Annotated in this window: 18 protein-coding genes; 6 read left to right on the forward strand and 12 right to left on the reverse strand. The window is 72.4% G+C overall.

The genetic code is table 11. The annotated features are described in order from the left end of the window. Nucleotides 1–3 precede the first annotated feature (3 nt). From IH50_RS0112460 to IH50_RS0112470, 3 genes are all read right to left on the reverse strand, one after another. The gene (locus IH50_RS0112460; RefSeq protein WP_030860432.1) at nt 4–576 is read right to left on the reverse strand and encodes a cob(I)yrinic acid a,c-diamide adenosyltransferase; all 573 of its coding nucleotides are present in this window, start codon (nt 574–576) and stop codon (nt 4–6) included. 200 nt (nt 577–776) lie between these two features. Further along, nucleotides 777–1,526: an ABC transporter permease gene (locus IH50_RS0112465; RefSeq protein ID WP_030860434.1), complete on the reverse strand. Its 750-nt coding sequence runs from the start codon at nt 1,524–1,526 to the stop codon at nt 777–779. A gap of 10 nt (nt 1,527–1,536) precedes the next feature. Continuing rightward, nucleotides 1,537–2,319, reverse strand: a complete 783-nt coding sequence (locus tag IH50_RS0112470; RefSeq protein ID WP_030860436.1) for an ABC transporter ATP-binding protein — start codon at nt 2,317–2,319, stop codon at nt 1,537–1,539. A 91-nt stretch (nt 2,320–2,410) separates the two neighbouring features. Here IH50_RS0112470 and IH50_RS0112475 point away from each other — a divergent pair, with 91 nt between their 5' ends. Further along, nucleotides 2,411–3,046: a TetR/AcrR family transcriptional regulator gene (locus IH50_RS0112475; RefSeq protein ID WP_030860445.1), complete on the forward strand. Its 636-nt coding sequence runs from the start codon at nt 2,411–2,413 to the stop codon at nt 3,044–3,046. Between the two features lie 6 nt (nt 3,047–3,052). Here IH50_RS0112475 and IH50_RS0112480 read toward each other — a convergent pair whose 3' ends face one another. Further along, complete coding sequence (locus tag IH50_RS0112480; RefSeq protein ID WP_030860447.1) at nt 3,053–3,715, reverse strand: maltokinase N-terminal cap-like domain-containing protein; 663 nt, start codon at nt 3,713–3,715, stop codon at nt 3,053–3,055. Nucleotides 3,716–3,928: 213 nt separating this feature from the next. Between IH50_RS0112480 and IH50_RS0112485 the strand changes: the two genes are divergently transcribed. From IH50_RS0112485 to IH50_RS0112495, 3 genes are all read left to right on the forward strand, one after another. Then, the gene (locus IH50_RS0112485; protein ID WP_030860449.1) at nt 3,929–4,777 is read left to right on the forward strand and encodes a 3-hydroxyacyl-CoA dehydrogenase family protein; all 849 of its coding nucleotides are present in this window, start codon (nt 3,929–3,931) and stop codon (nt 4,775–4,777) included. Between the two features lie 154 nt (nt 4,778–4,931). Then, the gene (locus tag IH50_RS0112490) at nt 4,932–5,255 is read left to right on the forward strand and encodes an STAS domain-containing protein (protein WP_030860450.1); all 324 of its coding nucleotides are present in this window, start codon (nt 4,932–4,934) and stop codon (nt 5,253–5,255) included. A gap of 263 nt (nt 5,256–5,518) precedes the next feature. Continuing rightward, the gene (locus IH50_RS0112495; RefSeq protein ID WP_030860452.1) at nt 5,519–8,044 is read left to right on the forward strand and encodes an ATP-binding protein; all 2,526 of its coding nucleotides are present in this window, start codon (nt 5,519–5,521) and stop codon (nt 8,042–8,044) included. Between the two features lie 66 nt (nt 8,045–8,110). On the opposite strand, the gene nucS is transcribed toward IH50_RS0112495, so the two are convergent. Next, entirely contained in the window at nt 8,111–8,782 is a 672-nt protein-coding gene (nucS, locus tag IH50_RS0112500) for an endonuclease NucS (protein WP_030860454.1), read from the reverse strand. 289 nt (nt 8,783–9,071) lie between these two features. Here nucS and IH50_RS0112505 point away from each other — a divergent pair, with 289 nt between their 5' ends. Further along, nucleotides 9,072–9,464: an SCO5389 family protein gene (locus IH50_RS0112505; protein ID WP_030860456.1), complete on the forward strand. Its 393-nt coding sequence runs from the start codon at nt 9,072–9,074 to the stop codon at nt 9,462–9,464. A gap of 82 nt (nt 9,465–9,546) precedes the next feature. On the opposite strand, the gene IH50_RS0112510 is transcribed toward IH50_RS0112505, so the two are convergent. Further along, on the reverse strand, nt 9,547–10,575 hold the full coding sequence (locus IH50_RS0112510; protein ID WP_030860458.1) for an LLM class flavin-dependent oxidoreductase: 1,029 nt from the start codon (nt 10,573–10,575) through the stop codon (nt 9,547–9,549). A gap of 242 nt (nt 10,576–10,817) precedes the next feature. On the opposite strand from IH50_RS0112510, the gene IH50_RS0112515 reads away from it, so the two are divergent. Then, complete coding sequence (locus tag IH50_RS0112515; protein ID WP_030860460.1) at nt 10,818–11,150, forward strand: hypothetical protein; 333 nt, start codon at nt 10,818–10,820, stop codon at nt 11,148–11,150. Nucleotides 11,151–11,156: 6 nt separating this feature from the next. On the opposite strand, the gene IH50_RS0112520 is transcribed toward IH50_RS0112515, so the two are convergent. The 6 genes from IH50_RS0112520 to scy all read right to left on the reverse strand — a co-directional run bounded on the left by IH50_RS0112520 (nt 11,157) and on the right by scy (nt 20,204). Continuing rightward, a complete protein-coding gene (locus IH50_RS0112520) occupies nt 11,157–12,029 on the reverse strand; it encodes an ABC transporter permease subunit (RefSeq protein WP_030860462.1) in 873 nt (290 codons plus the stop codon). After that, nucleotides 12,026–13,306: an ABC transporter ATP-binding protein gene (locus IH50_RS0112525; protein ID WP_030860464.1), complete on the reverse strand. Its 1,281-nt coding sequence runs from the start codon at nt 13,304–13,306 to the stop codon at nt 12,026–12,028. Before IH50_RS0112525 ends, IH50_RS0112520 begins: the two co-directional genes overlap by 4 nt. Nucleotides 13,307–13,426: 120 nt before the next feature. Next, a complete protein-coding gene (locus IH50_RS0112530; protein ID WP_030860466.1) occupies nt 13,427–14,200 on the reverse strand; it encodes an ABC transporter permease subunit in 774 nt (257 codons plus the stop codon). A 5-nt stretch (nt 14,201–14,205) separates the two neighbouring features. Continuing rightward, nucleotides 14,206–15,156 (reverse strand): ABC transporter ATP-binding protein, encoded by a 951-nt coding sequence (locus IH50_RS0112535; protein ID WP_030860474.1) that lies wholly within the window; start codon nt 15,154–15,156, stop codon nt 14,206–14,208. A 76-nt stretch (nt 15,157–15,232) separates the two neighbouring features. Next, complete coding sequence (locus IH50_RS0112540) at nt 15,233–16,171, reverse strand: cellulose-binding protein (protein ID WP_030860475.1); 939 nt, start codon at nt 16,169–16,171, stop codon at nt 15,233–15,235. A 187-nt stretch (nt 16,172–16,358) separates the two neighbouring features. Beyond that, entirely contained in the window at nt 16,359–20,204 is a 3,846-nt protein-coding gene (gene scy, locus IH50_RS0112545; RefSeq protein WP_030860477.1) for a polarized growth protein Scy, read from the reverse strand. Nucleotides 20,205–20,264 lie beyond the last annotated feature (60 nt).

Here is a 20,264-nt window from a genome sequence, read left to right on the forward strand (position 1 = left end):
GGCTCAGCGCTCCCCGCCCGGCACCCACAGCACGTCGCCGGTCTCCTTGTTCGCGATACGGGCGAGGATGAACAGCAGGTCGGAGAGGCGGTTGAGGTAGGTGGCGGTGAGGGGGTTCATGGTGTCGCCGTGGACCTCCAGCGCCGCCCAGGTGGAGCGCTCGGCGCGGCGGACGACCGTGCAGGCCTGGTGGAGCAGGGCCGCGCCGGGCGTGCCGCCGGGCAGGATGAAGGAGCGGAGCTTCTCCAGCCGTTCGTTGAAGGTGTCGCAGTCCGCCTCCAGCCGGTCGACGTAGAACTGCTCGACCCGCAGCGGCGGGTACTCGGGGTTCTCCACGACCGGCGTCGACAGGTCGGCGCCCACGTCGAACAGGTCGTTCTGGACGCGGGTGAGGACCTGGACGACCTCGTCCTCCAGACCCCCCAGCGCGATCGCCGTGCCGATCACCGCGTTCGCCTCGTTGGCGTCGGCGTAGGCGGAGATCCGCAGATCGGTCTTGGCGACCCGGGACATGTCACCGAGGTTCGTGGTGCCCTTGTCGCCGGTCCGGGTGTAGATACGCGTCAGGTTGACCATGAGGTCAGCCTAGGGGGTGTCGTTCGGATCAGGCCGGCTCCAGTGAGCGGTGCCCTGTGGTTCAAGCCGAGCGGGGTCTGGTGCCGTGCATCGCAAGGCGGAGGAGGGCGCCAGGGCGGAGCCCTGGCAACCGACGACAACGCGGCGAGGTGCGGTGCCAGGCCCCGCGACCCCGGCAAGATCCAAACGACACCCCCTGGTTACGCTCCGGCCGTCCGGAAGACGCGTGTGCCCACCGTCACGGCGAGGACCGCGAGGCCGACGGCGACGACGGTGCCGTACAGCATGGGGGCCGTCGCGTAGGCGCCGACGTAGGCGTCCCGCATCGCGTCGACCAGATAGCGGAACGGCATCAGGTGGGAGAGGACGTCCAGCCAGGCGGGGCCCAGGGTCATCGGCAGCATCAGGCCCGACAGCAGCATCGACGGCATGGTCAGGGCGTTGATCGTCGGCCCGAAGGTCTGCGGGGTGTCCATCCTCATGGCGAGCGCGTAGGACAGCGCGGCCAGGGACACGGTCAGCAGGGCGACGAAGGCGAAGCCGATCAGCACCCCGGCCAGCGGGGCCCGCAGCCCCATCACCAGCGCCGCCAGCACCAGCAGCACCGCCTGGAAGACGAACAGCGTGGCGTCCCGCAGCACCCGGCCCAGCAGCAGGGCGAGCCGGCTGACCGGTGTGACCCGCATCCGCTCGACCACCCCCTGCCCCTTCTCGATGATGATCGAGAAACCGGCGAACGAGGCACCGAACAGACCGAGTTGCAGCAGCAGCCCCGGCACCAGAAGCTGCCAGGAGCTGCCCTGTCCGCCGAGCGGCAGGTCGGTCAGCAGCGGGCCGAAGAACAGCAGGTACAGCAGCGGCATCAGCACCCCGAAGAGCAGGGCGAAGCGGGAGCGCAGGGACTGGCGCAGATAGCGCCCGTAGATGAGCGCGGTGTCGTGGAGCAGCATCGTGGGGGTCCTATACGGCTACGGGGGCGGCGTCGGCCGGGGCGGCGTCGCGGCCGGTGATGGCGAGGAAGGTGTCCTGCAGCGAGGCGTCGGCCGAGCCGCCGTACTCCAGCTTCAGGGCGGCCGGGGTGCCCTCGGCGACGACCGTGCCCCGGTCGACGACGACCAGCCGGTCCGCGAGCGCGTCCGCCTCGTCGAGGTAGTGGGTGGTCAGGAACACGGTGGTGCCGTGCTCGTCGCGCAGCCGGCGCACCAGGTCCCAGAGATCGGCGCGGCTGCCGGGGTCGAGACCGGTCGTCGGCTCGTCCAGGAACAGCACCTTCGGGCGGTGGGTGAGCGCCATCGCGATGTCCAGGCGGCGCCGCTGGCCGCCGGAGAGCGCGGCGCATTTGCGGTCCAGCAGCTCGGTCAGGTCCAGGTCCCGGGCCAGCTCCTCGGCGCGCTCCACCGCCCGCGCCCGGGTGAGCCGGTAGAGCCGTCCCTGGGTGACCAGCTCCTCCCGCACCGTGATCTGCGGATCGACCCCGCCGGACTGCGCCACGTAGCCGCAGGCCCGCCGCACCCCGGCCGGGTCGGTCGCCAGGTCGTGGCCGGCGACGGTGGCCGCGCCGCCGGTGGGGGCGAGCAGGGTGGTGAGCATCCGCAGGGTGGTGGTCTTCCCGGCCCCGTTGGGGCCCAGGAAACCGAGGATCTCCCCCTCGCGGACGGTGAGGTCGACACCGCGCACGGCCTCCACCGGGCCGCGCTTGGTCTGGAAGGTACGGGCCAGTCCGGCCGTACTGATGATTGCCATGACCTCAGAAAAACAGAGTCACTGAAACTTTGCAACCACACCAAAAATACAGAGACACCAGTGATCGCCGGGCCGACCTACGATGAGAGGCATGACAGAGGGGCTCAGGGAGCGGAAGAAGCGCGAGACCAGGCAGCGGATCTCGGACATCGCCACCGGACTGTTCCTGGAGCACGGCTTCGTGACCGTGACGATGGCGGAGGTGGCGGAGGCCGCGGACGTCTCCGTGAACACGGTCTACAACTACTTCCCCGCCAAGGAGGACCTCTTCTTCGACCGCTCCAAGGGTGTCGTCGACCAACTCGCCCGCTGGGTCCGGGCCCGGGACGCGGGGGAGTCGGCCGCCCGCGCCGTCCTGCGCGAACTGCGCGCCGACATCGAGGCGGTGTCACCCCGGGTGGGCCTGATGGAGGGCTACGACCGCTTCATGCGGGTCATCCACGACTCCCCGCCGCTGCGCTCCCGGCTGTGGAGCATGCAGCAGGAGACCCAGGACAACCTCGAGGCGGTGCTCCGCGAGGAGACGGGCGCCGCCCCCGACGACCCGCTGCCGGGTCTGGTGGCCGGTCAGATCTGCTGGATCCACAGCACGGTGTTCGTCACCATCGGCCGGGAGATGCTGAAGGGCCGCGCACCGGCCGAGGTGTCGCGCGAGATCCTCGTGCTGGTCGACGACATCGAGGAGCTGCTGAGCGACCGGGTCCTCGGTTACGCGGTGCGCGGCTGAACCGGGCTACGCCGGCGGGGCCGCGTACAGGACGCACAGCAGGCCTCGCGCGCGGGTGCCGTCGGGCGCCTCCCACGCGCCCGCGACATGACCCGCCGCACCCGGCCCGGGAAGCGGTGTGCCGTCCGGGGCGGGCAGCAGGGTGCGCAGGACCCGCAGGGCGGTGCCGTCCGGCGCGGACAGCTCGGTGTGCTCCGGGGTGTCCTCGACGGCGGTGAACTCCGCCGGGACCGGCGTCTCGCCCGCGCAGGCACGGGTGACCTCCTCGTCCGGGGTGTCGCTGACGCTCTGGGCCTGGGCCCGCACGCGGCCCTCGACCAGCGCCGCCAACTCGGCGACCGCCACCGGGTCGTGGCAGCCGTCGTAGACCCAGCGCCGCCCGAGGACACCGTGTTCCGCGGTGCCGACGAGGGCGTGCTCCGCCCCGTCGAGCGGGGCGCCCCGGTAGGTGAGCGGCACCAGGTAGGCGGCCGGCCCGGCGCCGGAGGCGTCGGTGACGACCATGAACTCGATGCCGACCTCCCCCTCCGGGTCGTCGAGCCGGAAACCGCCGGCCCTGGTCAGCCGCGGACCCTCCGCGCCCCCGTGGTACCAGGGGCGCGAGGGCAGCCAGGCGGTCAGCAGGCCGAGCTTGGTCGGCTCGAGGGTGGTGCGGTGGATCACGGCCATGCCGAGGTTCTCCTCCGTCGATCGGACACCGGCCCCCTACCCTCGCATCACGGGACGGCACCTGACGGCCCGTCGGATCACCCGGCACCTGCCGTCGGTGTGATGTCCGTCATGTGAGACGTGACGCGCGTTACTTACCGGTCACACCGGGCCCCGCGGACGCTAATGTCCGCTCCTGGAGAACAAGACAGCGCGTATCAGGGGAGTCGCACAGTGGCACGCAAGCTCGCCGTCATCGGGGCCGGTCTCATGGGGTCCGGCATCGCCCAGGTGTCTGCCCGGGCGGGCTGGGACGTCGTCCTGCGGGACGTCACCGACGAGGCGCTCACGCGCGGCACCGACGGGATCAAGGCGTCGTACGACAAGTTCGTGAGCAAGGGCAGACTGGAGGCGCACGACGCCGACGCCGCCCTCGCCCGGATCACCGCCACCACCGACCTGGACGCCTGCGCGGACGCGGACGTCGTGGTCGAGGCGGTGTTCGAGAAGCTCGAGGTCAAGCACGAGATCTTCCGCACCCTCGACACGATCGTGCGCGAGGACGCCGTCCTCGCCTCCAACACCTCCGCCATCCCGATCACCAAGATCGCGGCCGTGACGGAGCGCCCGGAGCGGGTCGTCGGCACCCACTTCTTCTCGCCGGTGCCGATGATGCAGCTGTGCGAACTGGTCCGCGGCTACAAGACCAGCGACGAAACCCTCGCCAGGGCCCGGGAGTTCGCCGAGTCGGTCGGCAAGACCTGCATCGTCGTCAACCGCGACGTCGCCGGCTTCGTCACCACCCGCCTCATCAGCGCCCTCGTCGTCGAGGCCGCCAAGCTGTACGAGTCGGGCGTGGCGAGCGCCGAGGACATCGACCTCGCCTGCAAGCTGGGCTTCGGCCACGCCATGGGACCGCTGGCCACCGCCGACCTCACCGGCGTGGACATCCTGCTGCACGCCACCGACAACATCTACACCGAGTCCCAGGACGAGAAGTTCGCCGCTCCCGAGCTGATGCGCCGGATGGTTGACGCCGGTGACATCGGCCGTAAGAGCGGGCAGGGCTTCTACGAGCACTGACACCGCGCGTTCGCCCCGGCGCGCATCACACGCCGGGGTGAATTCGGTATCGGTTCGCTCACAGGCAGCAACCTCGGACGCCGCCACGCAGTCAGAGGTTGCATCACCGGCCATCAGAAAACGCGGAGCACGAGACGCCTATAGGGGAGTGCGTATGTACATCAAGGGCGACCACGCCGGGCTGGTCGTCGGGGGCCGCCTCGACGTCCGCAGCGCGGCGGACGCCCGTACGGTCCTGCACTCGGCCGTCGACGACGGAGTCGGCGACCTGGTACTGGACCTGTCCGACCTGGACTCCTGGGACGCCACCGGACTCGGTGTGATCATGGGGGCCCACCGGCGGGCCGGCCGCTGTGGCCGGCGCCTGGTACTGCGGGACGTTCCGCCGCAGATGCAGCGCCTGCTGGTGGCCACCCGGCTGCACCGGATCCTGGCGATCGAGGGAGGCATCGGGGTGGACACGCTGCCCCGCGTATGAGGGCGTACGGGTGCGGGACGGACGACCTCCGGGAACCGGACCGACCTCGACGAATCCCTCGACGCGCGCACAATCCTCACGAGACCGTGACGTCCGGGACCGCGCGGCACCCCGGACTGTCGTAGATACTGAGCGAAGGTTTAGGGTTCGGCTGCCTGCTGCCCTGCAAACCCTGAGCGGGCCCGGACCAGAAGCGACAGCGCGGTGTGCGACGAGGCCGGGAGGGGCTTCCACCACACGACGCTTTTGGGGGGCTAGGACCTATGGACCCGAACAACCCGGGACCCGAGGAGTACGGCCACGAGGGTGACAGCCCGGCGCCGCGTCAGCGTCCGCCCAGGGAATCCCTCACGTCCGACTTCGGACAGCACGCGCCCGCGCTCGCGCGCACGGTGCAGCTCGTCTCCGGCGACTTCCTGCTGACCGTCAACCCCGTCGACGGCAGCGAGATCGAGCCCTGCCCGCCCGCCGAACGGCCGGCCCGCCCCGCGAAGCTGACCGAGGCCGAGCGCGCCGAGATCGAGCGGGCCGCCAGGCCGCCCGTCCCGCCGGGACCCGCGCAGCTCCCGCTGCCGCTGCTGGCCCGCCAGGAGGAGCGCGAGAAGCTGGTCCGGCTGCTGGCCCGCGGCCGCTCCGTGCGCCTCACCGGCCCGGCCGGCTCCGGCCGCACCCGGCTCCTCGACACCGTCGCCGAGGACTGCGCGGACCTCGCCCCCGACGGAGTCGTCCGCCTGAACGGCCACCGCCGCTCCGCCGACGACCTGCTGCACGACCTCTTCTACGCCGTCCACGACGCCCCGCTGCACCGCCCGGACCGGGACGAACTCACCGACCGGGTCCGCGAGATCGGCGCCGTCGTCGTCCTCGACGACCTGGAGTTCGGCGGCGCCGCCCTCGACGAGCTGCTGGACGCCACCCCCGAGTGCGCCTTCCTGCTCGGCGTCACCCCGGACGTGCCCGAGCCGTCCGCGAGCGCCGGCATCGAGGAGGTCACCCTCCCCGGCCTCGACCGCGCGGCCAGCCTCGACCTGCTCCGGCACGCCGTCGGCCGGGACCTCACCGAGGACGAGTCGAACTGGGCCGGCGACCTCTGGTTCGAGTCCGAGGGCCTGCCGCTGCGCTTCGTCCAGGCCGGTGCCCTGCTGCGGCAGCGCGACCGGCTGCGGGCCGGCGCCGACGCCGTCGACGAGTTCGGCGTCTTCGAGGACGTACGGCCCGACGAGACCTCCTACACCCCCACGGACGGCGACGAGGTGCCCCTGCCCTCGCTCGGCGAGGCCGCCGCCCCCGCCCCGCTGCTCGCCTCCCGGCTCAGCGTCTCCGCCCGCGCCACCCTCCGGTTCGCCGTCGCGCTCGGCGGCGAGGTGCCCCACCAGGCGCATCTGCCCGCCCTGGTGGGCGACACCCACGCCGACGCCGCGCTCGGCGAGCTGGCCGCCTGCGGACTGGTCTCCGCGGCCGGCTCCCGCTACCGGCTCGCCGCCGGCGTACCGGCCCAGCTCGAGGCCGCCGGATACGCCGACGAGGCCGAGGAGCAGGTCCGCGCGGCCGCCCGGCACTACGCCTGGTGGACCGGGCACCCCTCGGTCACCCCGGAGCGGGTGTGCGCCGAGGCCGACGCGGTCCTCGCCGCGCTCACCCTGCTGTCGCCGCTCACCACGGCCGTCACCGAGGACGAGCAGAGCACGGCCGTGCGGCTCGCCCGTACCGCCGCGCCCGCGTTCGCCGCGGGCCTGCACTGGAGCGCCTGGGAGAAGGCGCTGCGGGCCGGCGCGGAGGCCGCCCTGCTCGCCGGGGACGTGGCGGAACAGGCCTACTTCCACCACGAACTCGGCATCCACGCGCTGTGCGCCGGACAGCTCGACCGGGCGCGCGCCGAACTGGAGACGTCCGTCGGACTGCGCGGCGCCCTCGCCGACAAGCGCGGCACCGTCGCCGGACGCAGGGCGCTGGCCCTCGTCGCGGACCGCTCCGGAACCCCGCTCACGCTCATGCCGACCGCGGGGGAGGAGGTGCCCGAGGCCCGCTACGAGGAGTCGGCCCCGCCGCCCCGCGGGGTGCCGATGGCCTTCCCGGACCTCCAGCTTCCCTCCGACACCGGTCTGGTCGTCAACCGCACGGTGGTGCCACCGCGGCCCACGCCGTCCACGCCGCCGGCCAAGCCGGGCGGCGGCCTCAAGGGGCTGGCCAAGCGCAACCTGGTGGCGGCCGGCGCGGGCGCGCTGCTCGTCGCCGTGCTGGGCACGGTGGTCACCCTGGGCGCCACGTCGGAGAACGACGCCGGCACCCCGTCCGAGAACGTCGGCGTCAACCCCTCCGCCAGCCAGGGCGTCGACGACGGCAGCCTCGGCGCCGATCCGGCGACCGGGGACGAGGGCGACACCGGTGAGGCCACCAGCCGGCCGACCGACCCGGGCCCGGACGGCACCGTGGGCACGTCCGACGACCCGACGCCGACGGCCAGTTCGTCGAAGGAGCCGTCGGACGGGCCGAGCGACACCAAGAAGCCGGACGATCCGTCGAAGTCCCCGTCGAAGTCCCCGTCGAAGACGCCGCCGCCCGGACCGTCCCACAGCGAGTCCCCCACACCGACCGAGACGGAGCCGGAAGAGGAGGAGACGCCGCCGGAGACGCCGACGCCGACGGAGCCGGGAACGCCGACGGACACCACGCCCACCACCACCAACTCCGCGAGCGACGCCGCCCCGTCCACCCCCGTGGAGACGAACGCGAGCGCCCCGCAGAGCGGCGACACGGACCCGTCCGGGGACCCCGGACAGGTCATCTGACCCGCGGGACACACACGAGGGCCGGGTTCCCCGCGGAACCCGGCCCCCGGTCCGTACCGGCGCGGCTCAGAACAGCCGCAGCTTGTCGTCCTCGATGCCGCGCATCGCGTCGTAGTCGAGGACCTGGCAGCCGATGCCCCGGTCGGTCGCGAGGACCCGGGCCTGCGGCTTGATCTCCTGCGCGGCGAACACGCCCCGCACCGGGGCGAGATGGGGATCGCGGTTCAGCAGCTCCAGATAGCGCGTGAGCTGCTCCACGCCGTCGATCTCGCCGCGCCGCTTGATCTCCACCGCGACGGTCCGCCCCTCGGCGTCCCGGCACAGGATGTCGACCGGGCCGATCGCCGTCATGTACTCGCGGCGGATGAGGGTGTAGCCCTCGCCGAGGATCTCGATCCGGTCGGCGAGCAGTTCCTGCAGGTGCGCTTCCACGCCGTCCTTGATCAGGCCGGGGTCGACGCCCAGTTCGTGCGAGGAGTCGTGGAGGATCTCCTCCATCGTGATGATGAGCTTCTCGCCCGCCTTGTTGACGACGGTCCAGACTCCCTCTTCGTCGCCGGTCCCCTCCTTCAGGACGCAGGGCGGCGACATCCAGTTCAGGGGCTTGTAGGCCCGGTCGTCGGCGTGGATCGAGACGCTGCCGTCCGCCTTGACCAGGATGAGACGGGGTGCCGACGGCAGGTGCGCGGTGAGCCGCCCGGCGTAGTCCACGGAGCAGCGGGCAATGACGAGACGCATGGTCGGCAACGCTACTCGACCGGCCGGGGTCGACGCGATTCGCCGTCACCCACGACCAACAGGAGCCACCGGACGCGTCCTGAATCTCCAAGAAAACGCTTGTTTCGACGGTGGCCGATTACCGGCCCACAGGAAGTCCCGCATCCGGCCATTCGCCTGGTGCCGCCATCGTCGGATGCTTACGGTATTGAACGGGAGGTCGCGAACTGTGTACGCAGCGTGTCCGATAACGCGCACTCCCTTATCTGTCAGGCAACCCCTGCTCGTTGGGGGTGCGAGAGGAGAACCCATGTCGCTCGACGTCTCACCGGCCCTACTCGAACAGGCCGAGCGAGGCGAGGTCGACGAAGCGGAATTCGTCGACTGCGTCCGGACCTCCCTGCCCTTCGCATGGGAGATGATCAGCTCCCTGGTGGCACAGCTGAAGGTGGACGGCGGACCCTTCGCCGACAACCAGACGCCCCCGCCGGACGAGCACGCACGCGGTCAGCTGCTGCGTGCGCTCGCGAGTGACGCGATACGCGGCGCGCTGCAACGGCACTTCGGTGTACGGCTGGCCTTCCAGAACTGCCACCGGGTGGCGGTGTTCCCGCTCGACCCCTCGGTCGACGAGAGGCACGCCCGTTTCACCTCGGTGCGCGCTCAGATCCTGAACCAGTCGCCGGAACTGCGCGACTGCTGACGCGCTCCACCGTTCGCTTGCCGCTCCGTACGCGGGAGGTGCAGTCGTATTGGGGCGGCAAGCCTGCGTGAACCCCGCTCGCTCAGCCGAGCCGGGGCAGTACCTCGGCTCCGAGCCGCCGGACGTTCTCCTCGGTGGCCGCCAGGTCGCCGGAACCCTCGACGAGCAGGGCGAAGCGGGAGATGCCGGTCCGCTCGCTGGTCGCGGCGAGCCGGTCGGCGCACAGCTGCGGGGGGCCCACCGGGTGCAGTCCGCAGAGGAGTTCGGTGTACGCCAGCGGATCGCGCATCCGCCGCTGCCGCCCGTCCACCGTGACATGGGCCTCAAGACCCTGTTTCAGCCAGCCGGGCATCGCCTTCGTCAGGGTCTCCGCCGCGTCCGAGCGCCGGTCCGCGATCTGGCAGACGCCGGCCGAGACATGGGCCGCGCGGCGGACCTCCCGGGCCGGCCGCCCGCAGGCACGGGCGTGGTTGCGCCACAGGGCGACCATCTCGGCCTTCTCCTCGTCCCCGATGTGCATGCCGAGCAGCATCGGCAGCCCGCGCTCGGCGGCCAGCCGTACGCTCGCCGGGGAGGTGCAGGCGACCACGACCTCCGGGCCCTCCGCCTCGTCCAGGGACTCCGACGGGCGCGGCACGACGGGCACCTCGCGGAACCGGAACCGCTCGCCGTCGGCCCCGACGGACGGTTCGCGCAGCCAGCGCACCAGCAGATCGAGTGATTCCGGGAACCCCTTCTCGTACGCCTCCGGGCCGGCCCCGAACACCTCCAGGTCGACCCACGGCCCGCCGCGCCCGAGGCCCAGCGAGAACCGTCCGCCGCTCGTGATGTGCAGCAGCGCGGCCTGTTCGCCGAGGGCGACGGGGTGGACGGTGGACAGCACGCTGACCGCCGTACCGACCCGCAGCCGGCGGGTGCGGCCGAGCAGTAACGCGGCCAGGGTGACGGCCGACGGACAGGTGCCGTAGGGCACGAAGTGGTGCTCGGCCAGCCAGACCGTGTCGAGGCCCGCCTCCTCGGCGACCTCGGCGGAGCGGACCGCGCGGTGCAGTGCCTCTCCCTGGCCCTGCCCGGGGAACTGGGCGGCCAACACGAAACTTCCGATGCGCATTGCTTTTCCTGCTTCCTTGGCTCCGACGCGGAGCTCCCCCGCAGGGCATAACCGCCCGACACGTGCCGAGGACACGGCCGGGCGGGGGACTTTGCGGATTGTCTGCAGAATCGGCCGCTCAGGAGGGGCGCCGCGTCATCACGGAGGGGACTTGTGACGATTGGTTCCGTACACGTACCCCTGCGCGCGCCGCGTAGGCTGGACGCGGCCCCAGCATCCTGTATAGCCCCGTGAGGTGTTCTGTGTCCCCGCGTCGCAACCGACCCAAGGGAGCCGGTTCGTCCGGCCGGAGCGCCGAGGACGACCGCTCCGGGCGCTACGGCGGCTGGCAGTCCACGGAGAGCTGGCAGGGCGAGGAGTGGAGCGTGCGGCACGTGGCCGGCGCCAGTGCCCAGGGCAAGGCCTACCGGTGCCCCGGCTGCGACCAGTTGATCCCGGACGGGGTGCCGCACGTGGTGGCCTGGCCCGAGCACGCGGGCGTCGACGACCGCCGTCACTGGCACAAGGCGTGCTGGAACGCGAAGGACCGCCGCACCACGCGGGTGCGGCGGTCCCGTGACGCGCCGAGGTTCTGAACGCCGTTATACGTCCCGCTTTTTCAGCAGGGCGAAGGCGCCGCCGAGCGCGGCGGCCGTGACGACCAGCATGATCCACAGCGGGTCCCAGCCCGACGGGCCGGACTCGCTCAGCGAGCTGGAGTAGAAGACGCCCATCTGGTTCGGGATGGAGTACTCGAACAGCGCCTCCTGCACGTCCGCCAGCGAGGACGAGAACATGAACAGCGCGATCACCAGCGGGGCGAGCACGGCACCGATCATGAGGGTGATGGCGCCCGCGGAGTGCCGGACGACCGACCCGAGCGCCAGCGACAGCGTGCCGATCAGCGCCACGTAGAGCGAGACGCCGACCGTGGCCTTCAGCCACTCCTCGCCGGAGGGGTCCTTGGCGTTGTGCTCCCCCAGCAGCGCCGTGTGCAGGAAGCCGACCAGCGTCGCGCACACCAGGGTCACCGTGAAGGCGAGCAGGAAGAACACCAGGGCCTTCGCCATGAGCACCCGCCCGCGCGAGGGGCAGGCGACCATCGTGGTGCGGATCATGCCGGTGCCGTACTCCGACGCCGTGGTGAGCACGCCCAGCGTGATGATGCACATGGTGCCCAGCAGCAGCCCGAAGAAGCCGAGGGCCAGCGGGCTCTCGCCGCCCATGTCGGGGTCGGAGCCGGAGACCACCAGGCCGACCAGCAGGCCGATGCCGACCACGAGCAGCACGAACACGCCCAGCGTCCACATGGTCGAGCGCACGGACCTGATCTTCGTCCACTCGGAGGTGAGCGCGTGCCCGAGGTGCGTACGGACCACGGGGATCGGCGAGGTGTAGGTGGGGTACGGGGAGCCGGGCGCCGCCTGCCAGTCGGGTGCGGCGGTCTGCGGCATCGGGGGCGGGGGCGTGCTCATCGGGCGTCCTCGGGCTTGGTCAGGTCGGCGGCGGGAGCGGTCGGGGGCGCGGCGGGCGCTGCGGGAGCGGGCGCGGCGGGCGGCGCCGCCGGGGCCTGGGCGGGCGGCGCCTGGGGCGCCTGCGGGGCGGGCTGCGCGTACGGGTTGGGCGCGGGGGCGCCGGGGGCCGCTCCGGGGGTGCCCGGGGCGCCGTAGGGGCCCGCGGGGGCCTGCGCGGGCACGCCCTGCGGCGCGGCGAAGGGCTGCCCGCCCTGCTGGGGCGGCGGCGGGGCGTACCAGCCGGGCTGGCCCTGCCCCGGAACCGGCATCGGCGGCTGCGCGCCGGGCGGCAGCGGCTGCTGGAGCCCGGCCTTCTGGTCGGTGGTCGAGCGGTAGTCGACGGCGCCCTGCGTCATCCGCATGTACGCCTCCTCCAGCGACGCCTGGTGCGGCGACAGCTCCCACAGCCGTACGTCGGCGTCGTGGGCGATGTCGCTGATGCGCGGCAGCGCCAGTCCCGTCACCCGCAGCGCGCCGTCCTGCTCGGGCAGCACATGGCCGCCGGCCTCGGTGATCGCGGCGGACAGCTTCTCGCGCTGCTGCGGCTCGGTGTCGGGGGTGCGCACGCGCGCGAAGTCGGCGGAGTTGGCGGAGATGAAGTCCGTCACGCTCATGTCGGCGAGGAGCTGTCCGCGCCCGATGACGATGAGGTGGTCGGCGGTCAGCGCCATCTCGCTCATCAGGTGGGAGGAGACGAAGACCGTACGGCCCTCGGCGGCCAGCGCCTTCATCAGGTTGCGCACCCAGAGGATGCCCTCGGGGTCGAGCCCGTTGACCGGCTCGTCGAACAGCAGCACCTGGGGGTCGCCGAGCAGCGCGGCGGCGATGCCGAGCCGCTGGCCCATGCCGAGGGAGAAGCCCTTGGACCGCTTGCGCGCCACCTCGTGCAGGCCCACCACGCCCAGCACCTCGTCCACCCGCCGGGCCGGGATGCCCGAGAGCTGGGCCAGGCTCAGCAGGTGGTTGCGGGCGGACCGGCCGCCGTGCACCGCCTTCGCGTCCAGCAGCGCGCCGACCTGACGGGGGGCGTTGGGCAGCTTGGCGTACGGGTAGCCGCCGATCGTGACCCGTCCCGCGGTGGGGTTGTCCAGACCGAGGATCATCCGCATCGTCGTCGACTTGCCCGACCCGTTGGGCCCCAGGAACCCGGTGACGGTCCCCGGACGCACCTGGAAGGAAAGGTTGTACACAGCGGTCTTGTCGCCGTACCGCTTGGTCAGGCCGACTGCCTCGATCATGCTCCGCACCCATCGAAAGGTTCAGGACAGCGGGGCACACGCCCCCGTAAGGGTTAGGAGCTTATCGAGGCGCTGACGGTTCCGCTCAAACCGAGGTAAAAACCGGTCCCGCGCGGTCGCTCACTGGGCGTCGCGCCGCTTCAGCAGCACATAGCCGCCGACGACCGCCGCGAGCACCCAGAACACCATGATCCCGAGGCCGCCCCAGGGCCCGTACGGGGTGTCGTCGTCCGGGGGCGTCACCACCTGCATGATCCTGCTGCCGGCCTGGTCGGGCAGGAACTGTCCGACCTGCTTCGTGGCGTCGACGTTGCCGAGGATGTTGGAGATCAGGAAGAAGAACGGCATCAGGATGCCCAGCGACAGCAGGGGGAAGCGCAGCATCGTGGCGGCGCCCATCGAGAACAGCGCGATCAGCGTCATGTAGAGGCCGCCGCCGATCACCGCCCGCAGCACCCCGTCGTCCCCGATCGACGCCCTGAGGTCGCCGAGCATCGCCTGGCCCAGGAAGAACGTGGCGAAGCCGGTCGCCATGGAGACGACCAGGGCGAGCGCGGTGGCGACCGCCAGCTTGCTGAACAGGAAGGTGCCGCGCTGCGGCACGGCCGCCAGCGAGGCGCGGATCATGCCGGTGCTGTACTCGTTCGACACCACCAGCACCCCGAACACGATCATCGCGAGCTGTCCGATGCTCATCCCGGCGAAGCTGATGAACGTCGGGTCGAAGGAGAGCCGGTCCCGCGCGCTCAGGGTCTCGAACTCGTTCCTCGACAGCGCCGAGATCAGCATGCCGAGCGCGATGGTGACGACCACCGCCAGGGAGAGCGTCCACACCGTGGACGCCACCGACCGGATCTTGGTCCACTCCGACCGTACGACCTGCGTCACCGCCATGCCGCTCAGCCCTTCTTCCAGCTCTCGCCCCACTGCCGCCGCGGGGGCGCGGGCGCGCCGGCGTGGTACTCCACCGACTCCGCGGTCAGCCGCATGAACGCCTCCTCCAGGGAGGCCTGCCGCGGGCTCAGCTCGTGCAGCACCACCTGCTGCCGGGCCGCCAGCTCCCCGATGTGCTCGGCCTTGGAGCCGTCCACCTCCAGTGCCCCGTCGCCGCTCTCCACGGCGGTGATCCCCGCCCGGTGCAGCACGTCGAGCAGCCGCTCGCGCTGCGGGCTGCGGATCCGGACGTACGAGCGGGAGTTGCGCTCGATGAACTCGGTCATGGAGGTGTCGGCGAGCAGCCGGCCCTGGCCGATGACGACGAGGTGGTCGGCGGTCAGTGCCATCTCGCTCATCAGGTGGGAGGAGACGAAGACCGTACGACCCTGAGCGGCGAGGGATTTCATCAGCGTGCGGATCCAGTGGATGCCCTCGGGGTCGAGGCCGTTGACCGGCTCGTCGAACATCAGGATCCGCGGGTCGCCGAGCAGCGCGGCGGCGATCCCGAGCCGCTGGCCCATGCCGAGCGAGAACCCCTTGGCCTTCTTCCGCGCCACCGCCGTCAGCCCGACCGCGTCCAGCACCTCGTGCACCCGCTGCCGCGGGATGCCGTTGCTCTGCGCCAGGCACAGCAGGTGGTTGTAGGCGCTGCGGCCCGGGTGCGCGCCCTTGGCCTCCAGCAGGGCGCCGATGCGGGTCAGCGGGTTCCTGAGCCGCTCGTAGTGCGTGCCGTCGATCCGCACGTCCCCGGTGGTCGGGTGGTCCAGGCCCAGGATCATCCGCATGGTGGTCGACTTGCCGGCGCCGTTCGGGCCGAGGAAGCCCGTGACGATACCCGGCCGGACGGTGAAGGTCAGATCCCTGACCGCCACCTTCTCGCCGTACCGCTTGGTCAGCCCCTCGAGCTCGATCATGCGATCACGCTAGAACGGGACAAAGCCCTCTGCCACCTCAGTGGCAGAGGGCTTCGCCGGTGTACGTCGGTCGCCGTTACCGGGACTGCTGGGCCGGGACCCCGCGGGAGATCGGCTCGTCGTCGGTGGCGGGCGAGCCGGTCGCCGCCACCGCGGCACCGGTGAGCGTCGCCAGCATCTCGCGGACGTTCGTGAGCTGGGCGTTGATCGAGTCGCGGCGGTTGGTCAGCGCCGCGAGCTCCCGCTCGGATTCCGAACGGATCCGGTCGGCCTTGGCGTTGGCGTCGGCCACGATGTCCTCCGCCTGACGCTGGGCCGTCTCCACCGTCTGGCGGGCGCGGCGCTCGGCGTCGGTGCGCAGCTTCTCGGCCTCCAGGCGGAGCTGCTCCGCGCGGTGCTCGATCTCCGCGAGGCGCTTCTCGGCCTTCTGCTGGCGCGAGGCCAGGTCGCGCTCGGACTGCTCGCGGCGCTTGGCGAGGTTCGTCTCGAAGTCGGCGGCGGCCTGCGCGGCCTTGGCGCGGGTCTCCTCGAAGAGGGCGTCCGCCTCCTCCCGCTTGGACTGCGCGTCCTTCTGCGCCTCGGAACGCAGCTGGGCGGCGTCGCCCTGGGCCTTCTCGACGATCCGGGCGCCCTCGTCCTCCGCCTTCGCCTTGCGGTCGGCGGCGTAGGACTCGGCGTCGTTGCGCACCTGCTGGGCGGCCGACTCGGCGAGCTCGCGGTGCTGCTCCGCCGCGCGCCGGGCTTCCTCGCGCAGGTCCTTCGCCTCCTCCTCGGCGAGGCGGAGGATCTTCTCCACGCGCGCGCCGAGACCGGCGTACGACGGCTCGGCGTCGTTGACCTGGGCCTGGGCGTTCTGTGTCTCGAGGTGGAGCTCTTCGATGCGCTTTTCCAGAGCGGTGATGCGGGCGAGAGCGCTGTCACGGTCGGAGACGAGCTTGGAGATACGTTCGTCCACCTGAGCGCGGTCGTATCCACGCCGCACAAGCTCGAAGCCGTAGGGGGAAGTGTCGCTCATGGGGTTCCTGTCGAATGAGACCGGTGAGGTGATAGGTGGAATCCTAGGGGCGAAAGCGCTGTGTCATCGAGCGGATGCGCGTTTGATACGGAGAATGACACCCCTTTTGAGTGGCTCGCCGCCGGAATGCTTGCCAAAAGCATGATCAAAGCCCTCACTCTACAAGGGATTTCGTCCGCTTTGCCAGCTATTCCGCCGACTTGCCACCCGTACGTGTACCCCCCGCGGCGGCCCCCGCCTTGACCCCGTTGTCCTTGGCGCCCCCCGGCGCCTCGAAGGACTCCAGCGCCTCCAGCACGTCCTGCACGCGCGAGATCTCCGCGTTGATGTCCTCGCGGCGCCGCACCAGCACCTCCAGCTCGCGCTTGCCCTCCTCGACCGTGCGCCGCGCCTCCCGGACCGCCTCGGCCTTCAGCTCCTCGGCCTCCCGCACGAGCGAGGCCTTCTTCTGCTCCGCCTCCTTGAGCAGGCCCTCGGCCTTCTTCACGGCGGCGATCCGCACCTTGCCGGCCTCGGAGTTGGCCTCGGAGACGATCTCCTTGGCCTTCGCCTCCGCCTTGGCGAGCTGCTCCTCGGCGGCCTTGATGAGCGCGTCGCACCGGTCGCCCGTCGACTTCATCGTCTCCGCCGCCTCACGGCGGGCCCGCTCGTGCAGCTCCTCGATCTCGGAGGTGATCCGGTCGCGCAGCTCCTCCGCGCGCTCCCTGATCTGCGTCGCGTCCCGGCGCGCGCCGACCAGCAGTTCGTCCGCGTCCGTACGGGCCTTCTCCACCCGCGTGTTGCCCTCGACGGTCGCCTCGGCGACCAGCCGGTCGGCCTCGCTGCGGGCCGCGCCGACCATCGTGTCCGCCTGCGCCTCGGCCTCCGCCGTCGTCTTCAGCGCCTGCTGCCGCGCCTCGGCGAGCAGCTTGTCCGCCTCGGCGGTGGTCTCCGTGATGAGCGTGTCCACCTGCTCGGCCGCCTCGGAACGCCGCTTGTTGGCGTCCTTGCGGGCCTCGTCCAGCGTCCGCTCCGCCTCCTCGCGCGCGGCGGACACCAGCCGCTCGGCCTCCGACTCCGCACCGGACCTGACCCGCTCGGCCTCCTGGCGCATCCGCTCCGCGTGCGCCTGCGCCGACCCGACCGTCTCCGCCGCCTCGGCGCGCAGCCGCTCCGCGTCCCCGGTGGCGTCCGCGATCAGCTTCTCCGCCTTGGACACCGACTCCGACCGCAGCCGCTCGCTCTCCGCGAGGGTCTCGTCGGTGAGCCGCTCCGCCTCACTGCGGGCCTCGGTGATGAGGGTGTCCGCCTGCGTCGCCGCGTCCGAACGGATCCGGTTGGCGTCCTCACGGGCGTCCGCCCGGGTGCGCGCGGCGGCCTGCTCCGCCTCGGCGATCGTGTCGGACGCCTCCGTCCGCACCCGCTGGGCGTGCTCGGACACGTCCGTACGGATCCGGTCGGCCTCCGCGATGGCCTCGGACACCGTCCGCTCGGCCAGCGCCTTCGCGGCCTCCGTCTCCTCCTGCGCCTCGCGCCGCAGCCGGCCCGCGTCCTCGCCGGCCCGCTCCCGCTCCGCGTAGGCGTCGGAGCGGACCCGGTCCGCCTCCTCCTCGGCCTCACGGCGGGTGCGCTCCGCCGCGTGCTCGGCGGCGCTGCGCAGCCCGGCGATCTCCTCCTGCGCCTGCTCGTGCAGCCCGGCCACGGAGTCCCGCACCTGCTGGGCGTGCTGTTCGGCCGCCGACACCATCTCGGTGGCGCGCCGGTCGGCCTCCTCGACCAGCCGTACGGCCTCGGCCTGCGCCTCCTCCACCCGGGTGCGCGCCGACGCCAGCAGCTCCTCGCTCTGCTCGCGGGCCCGCTCGCGCTCCTGGTCGGCCTCCTGCCGGGCCGCGCCGAGGAGTTCCTCGGCCTCGCGGCGGCGCCGGGCGGCCTCCTCCTGCGCGGCGGCCAGCGTCTCCGAGGCCTCCGTACCGATCCGCTCGGCGGCGGCCTGCGCCTCCGCGCGCATCCGGTCGGCGCTGTCCTGCGCCTCCGACTTCAGCCGCTCCGCCTCGGCCGCGGCCTCCGACCGCAGCCGCACGGCGACGGACTCGCCCTCCGCGCGGGACGCCGACGCGTCCGCGGCGGCCTCGTCCCGCAGCCGTTCGGCCTCCGCCTCCGCCTGCTGCCGCAGCGTCCGGATCCGCTCGGCGGCCTCCGCGCGCAGCCGCTCGGTCTCCTCGGCCGCCTCCCGGCGGATCCGGCCGGCCTCCTCACGCGCCTCGCTCAGCGCCTGCTCGGCCGACGCCAGCCGCTCCTCGGCCTCCGTGTGCAGCCGCGTCAGCTCCTCGGCGGCCTCCGCACGGCGCGCCTCCACCACCCGCTCGGTCTCCTCGCGCAGCTCGCGCGCGGCCCGCTCGGCGTCCTCCTTGAGCGCGTCGGCCTGCTCGACGGCCTCCGCGCGGTGCCGCTCGGCCTCCTGACGGGTGCGCTCCAGCGTCTCCTCGGCCTGCCGGCGCAGCGTCGTGGCCCGCTCGATGGCCTCGGTGCGGACCTTCTCGCTGTCGCCCTGCGCGGTGGAGCGCAGTTCGTCGGCGTCCGCCTTCGCCTTGGCGAGCAGCTCCTCGGCGGACCTCGCCGCCTCCTCGATCTGCGCCACGGCCTCCTTGCGGGCCTCCGCGCGGATCTTCTCGCCCTCGGCGACCGCGTCGGCGCGCAGCTGCTCGGCCTCGCCGCGCAGCCGGCGGGCCTCCTCCTGCAGCTCGACCGTCTTGGCGCGGTACTCCTTGGTGTCGTCCTTCGCCGCGCCCTTGAGCTGCTCGGCGATGTCGTGCGCCTCCGCGCGCAGCCGGTCCGCCTCGGCCTCGGCCTCGCTGCGGATCCGCTCGGCCTCCTCGGCCGCCGCCCTGGTGGTCCGCTTGGCCTCCTCGGACGCCTTGTTGAGGACGTCCTCGGCGGTCTTGGCCGCCTTGGAGAGCTGGGTGGCGGACTCCTCGGCGGTGAGTGCGCGGGCCTTCTCGGCGGCCTCCGCGACGATCTTCTCGGCCTCCGCGCGGGCGTCGGCGACCAGCTGCTCGGCCTCCGCCTTGGTGGACTCGGCCTCCTTGGTGGCCTCACTGACCAGCCGCGCCACCTGCTCCTTGGCGGTGCGCGTACGGGTCTCGTTGGCGGACTCGGCGGAGGCGAGCGCCTTCGCGGCGGACTCCTTCGCCTCGGCGAGCACCTTCTCCGCCTCCGCGCGGGCCTCGCGCAGCGCGGATTCGGCCTGGGACATCCGCTCCTCGGCGGCCCGGCTGAGCTCCTGCGCCTCACGGCGCGCGGCCTCCGCCTCGCCGGCCGTCGACGTCCGGAGCTGCTCGGCGTGGTCGGTGGCCTCCTGGGCCTGCGTCGAGGCCGCGTTCAGCAGCCGCTCCGCGTCCGCGCGGGCCCGGCGCAGGATCTGCTCGGCCTCCGCGCGGGCCGACTCCGCCTCGCTCCGCAGCCGCTGCCGGGCCTCGGCCGTCAGCCGCTCCGCCTCCGCGCGGGCGGCGGCCAGCGCCTGCTCGGTCTCCGCGCGGGACTCCTCGAGGAGCCGGCGGGCCTGCTGCTCGGTGCGGGCGCGCAACTGCTCCGCCCACGCCACGTTCTCGTTGACGTGCGACTCGACGGTCTGCCGGCGCTCCGCCAGCTCCTGGTCGAGCTGCTGGCGCCGCGTCACCGCCTCCTGGTGCAGCTCCGCCTGGAGCCGGGCCGCCTGCTCCGCGTGCTCCTGGAGGATCCGCTGGGTCTGCGCCCGCGCCTGGCTCAGCTCCCGCTCGGCGTCCGCGCGGATCTGGTCGGCCTGCAGCTGCGCGTTGCGCAGCAACTGCTCGGCCTGGTAGCCGATGTCACCGCCGTCGTACGCGGGCCGGGACATGATGGTGCGCCGCGCCTCGTGCAGCTTGGCGCGCAGCACCTCGACCTGGTAGCCGAGGTCCTCGGCGTGCTGGATCGCCTTTTCCCGCTCGGTCTTCAGCCGCTTCATCTCGGCTTCGAACCGAGAGAGGTGGTCGACGTCAGCCGCCGGCTCTCGCTCCTGGCTCTCGTAGCCCCGCACTGCGCGGTCCCATCCGTCCCCTGGTCGCAAGTCTGGCCGAGCTCCGTCCATCCGCCGAAC

The sequence above is a fragment of the Streptomyces sp. NRRL S-37 genome, assembly GCF_000721605.1.
Classification (GTDB): Bacteria; Actinomycetota; Actinomycetes; order Streptomycetales; family Streptomycetaceae; genus Streptomyces.

What these genes read in the sequence shown, in the direction of transcription:
- IH50_RS0112530 (WP_030860466.1), bottom strand. Translation starts at nt 14,200, where the DNA reads ATGGCGGTGACGCAGGTCGTACGGTCGGAGTGGACCAAGATCCGGTCG.
- IH50_RS0112480 (WP_030860447.1), bottom strand. Translation starts at nt 3,715, where the DNA reads ATGGCCGTGATCCACCGCACCACCCTCGAGCCGACCAAGCTCGGCCTG.
- IH50_RS0112525 (WP_030860464.1), bottom strand. Translation starts at nt 13,306, where the DNA reads ATGATCGAGGCAGTCGGCCTGACCAAGCGGTACGGCGACAAGACCGCT.
- IH50_RS0112470 (WP_030860436.1), bottom strand. Translation starts at nt 2,319, where the DNA reads ATGGCAATCATCAGTACGGCCGGACTGGCCCGTACCTTCCAGACCAAG.
- IH50_RS0112495 (WP_030860452.1), top strand. Translation starts at nt 5,519, where the DNA reads ATGGACCCGAACAACCCGGGACCCGAGGAGTACGGCCACGAGGGTGAC.
- IH50_RS0112540 (WP_030860475.1), bottom strand. Translation starts at nt 16,171, where the DNA reads ATGAGCGACACTTCCCCCTACGGCTTCGAGCTTGTGCGGCGTGGATAC.
- IH50_RS0112475 (WP_030860445.1), top strand. Translation starts at nt 2,411, where the DNA reads ATGACAGAGGGGCTCAGGGAGCGGAAGAAGCGCGAGACCAGGCAGCGG.
- IH50_RS0112510 (WP_030860458.1), bottom strand. Translation starts at nt 10,575, where the DNA reads ATGCGCATCGGAAGTTTCGTGTTGGCCGCCCAGTTCCCCGGGCAGGGC.
- IH50_RS0112535 (WP_030860474.1), bottom strand. Translation starts at nt 15,156, where the DNA reads ATGATCGAGCTCGAGGGGCTGACCAAGCGGTACGGCGAGAAGGTGGCG.
- IH50_RS0112520 (WP_030860462.1), bottom strand. Translation starts at nt 12,029, where the DNA reads ATGAGCACGCCCCCGCCCCCGATGCCGCAGACCGCCGCACCCGACTGG.
- IH50_RS0112490 (WP_030860450.1), top strand. Translation starts at nt 4,932, where the DNA reads ATGTACATCAAGGGCGACCACGCCGGGCTGGTCGTCGGGGGCCGCCTC.
- IH50_RS0112505 (WP_030860456.1), top strand. Translation starts at nt 9,072, where the DNA reads ATGTCGCTCGACGTCTCACCGGCCCTACTCGAACAGGCCGAGCGAGGC.
- IH50_RS0112460 (WP_030860432.1), bottom strand. Translation starts at nt 576, where the DNA reads ATGGTCAACCTGACGCGTATCTACACCCGGACCGGCGACAAGGGCACC.
- IH50_RS0112465 (WP_030860434.1), bottom strand. Translation starts at nt 1,526, where the DNA reads ATGCTGCTCCACGACACCGCGCTCATCTACGGGCGCTATCTGCGCCAG.
- nucS (WP_030860454.1), bottom strand. Translation starts at nt 8,782, where the DNA reads ATGCGTCTCGTCATTGCCCGCTGCTCCGTGGACTACGCCGGGCGGCTC.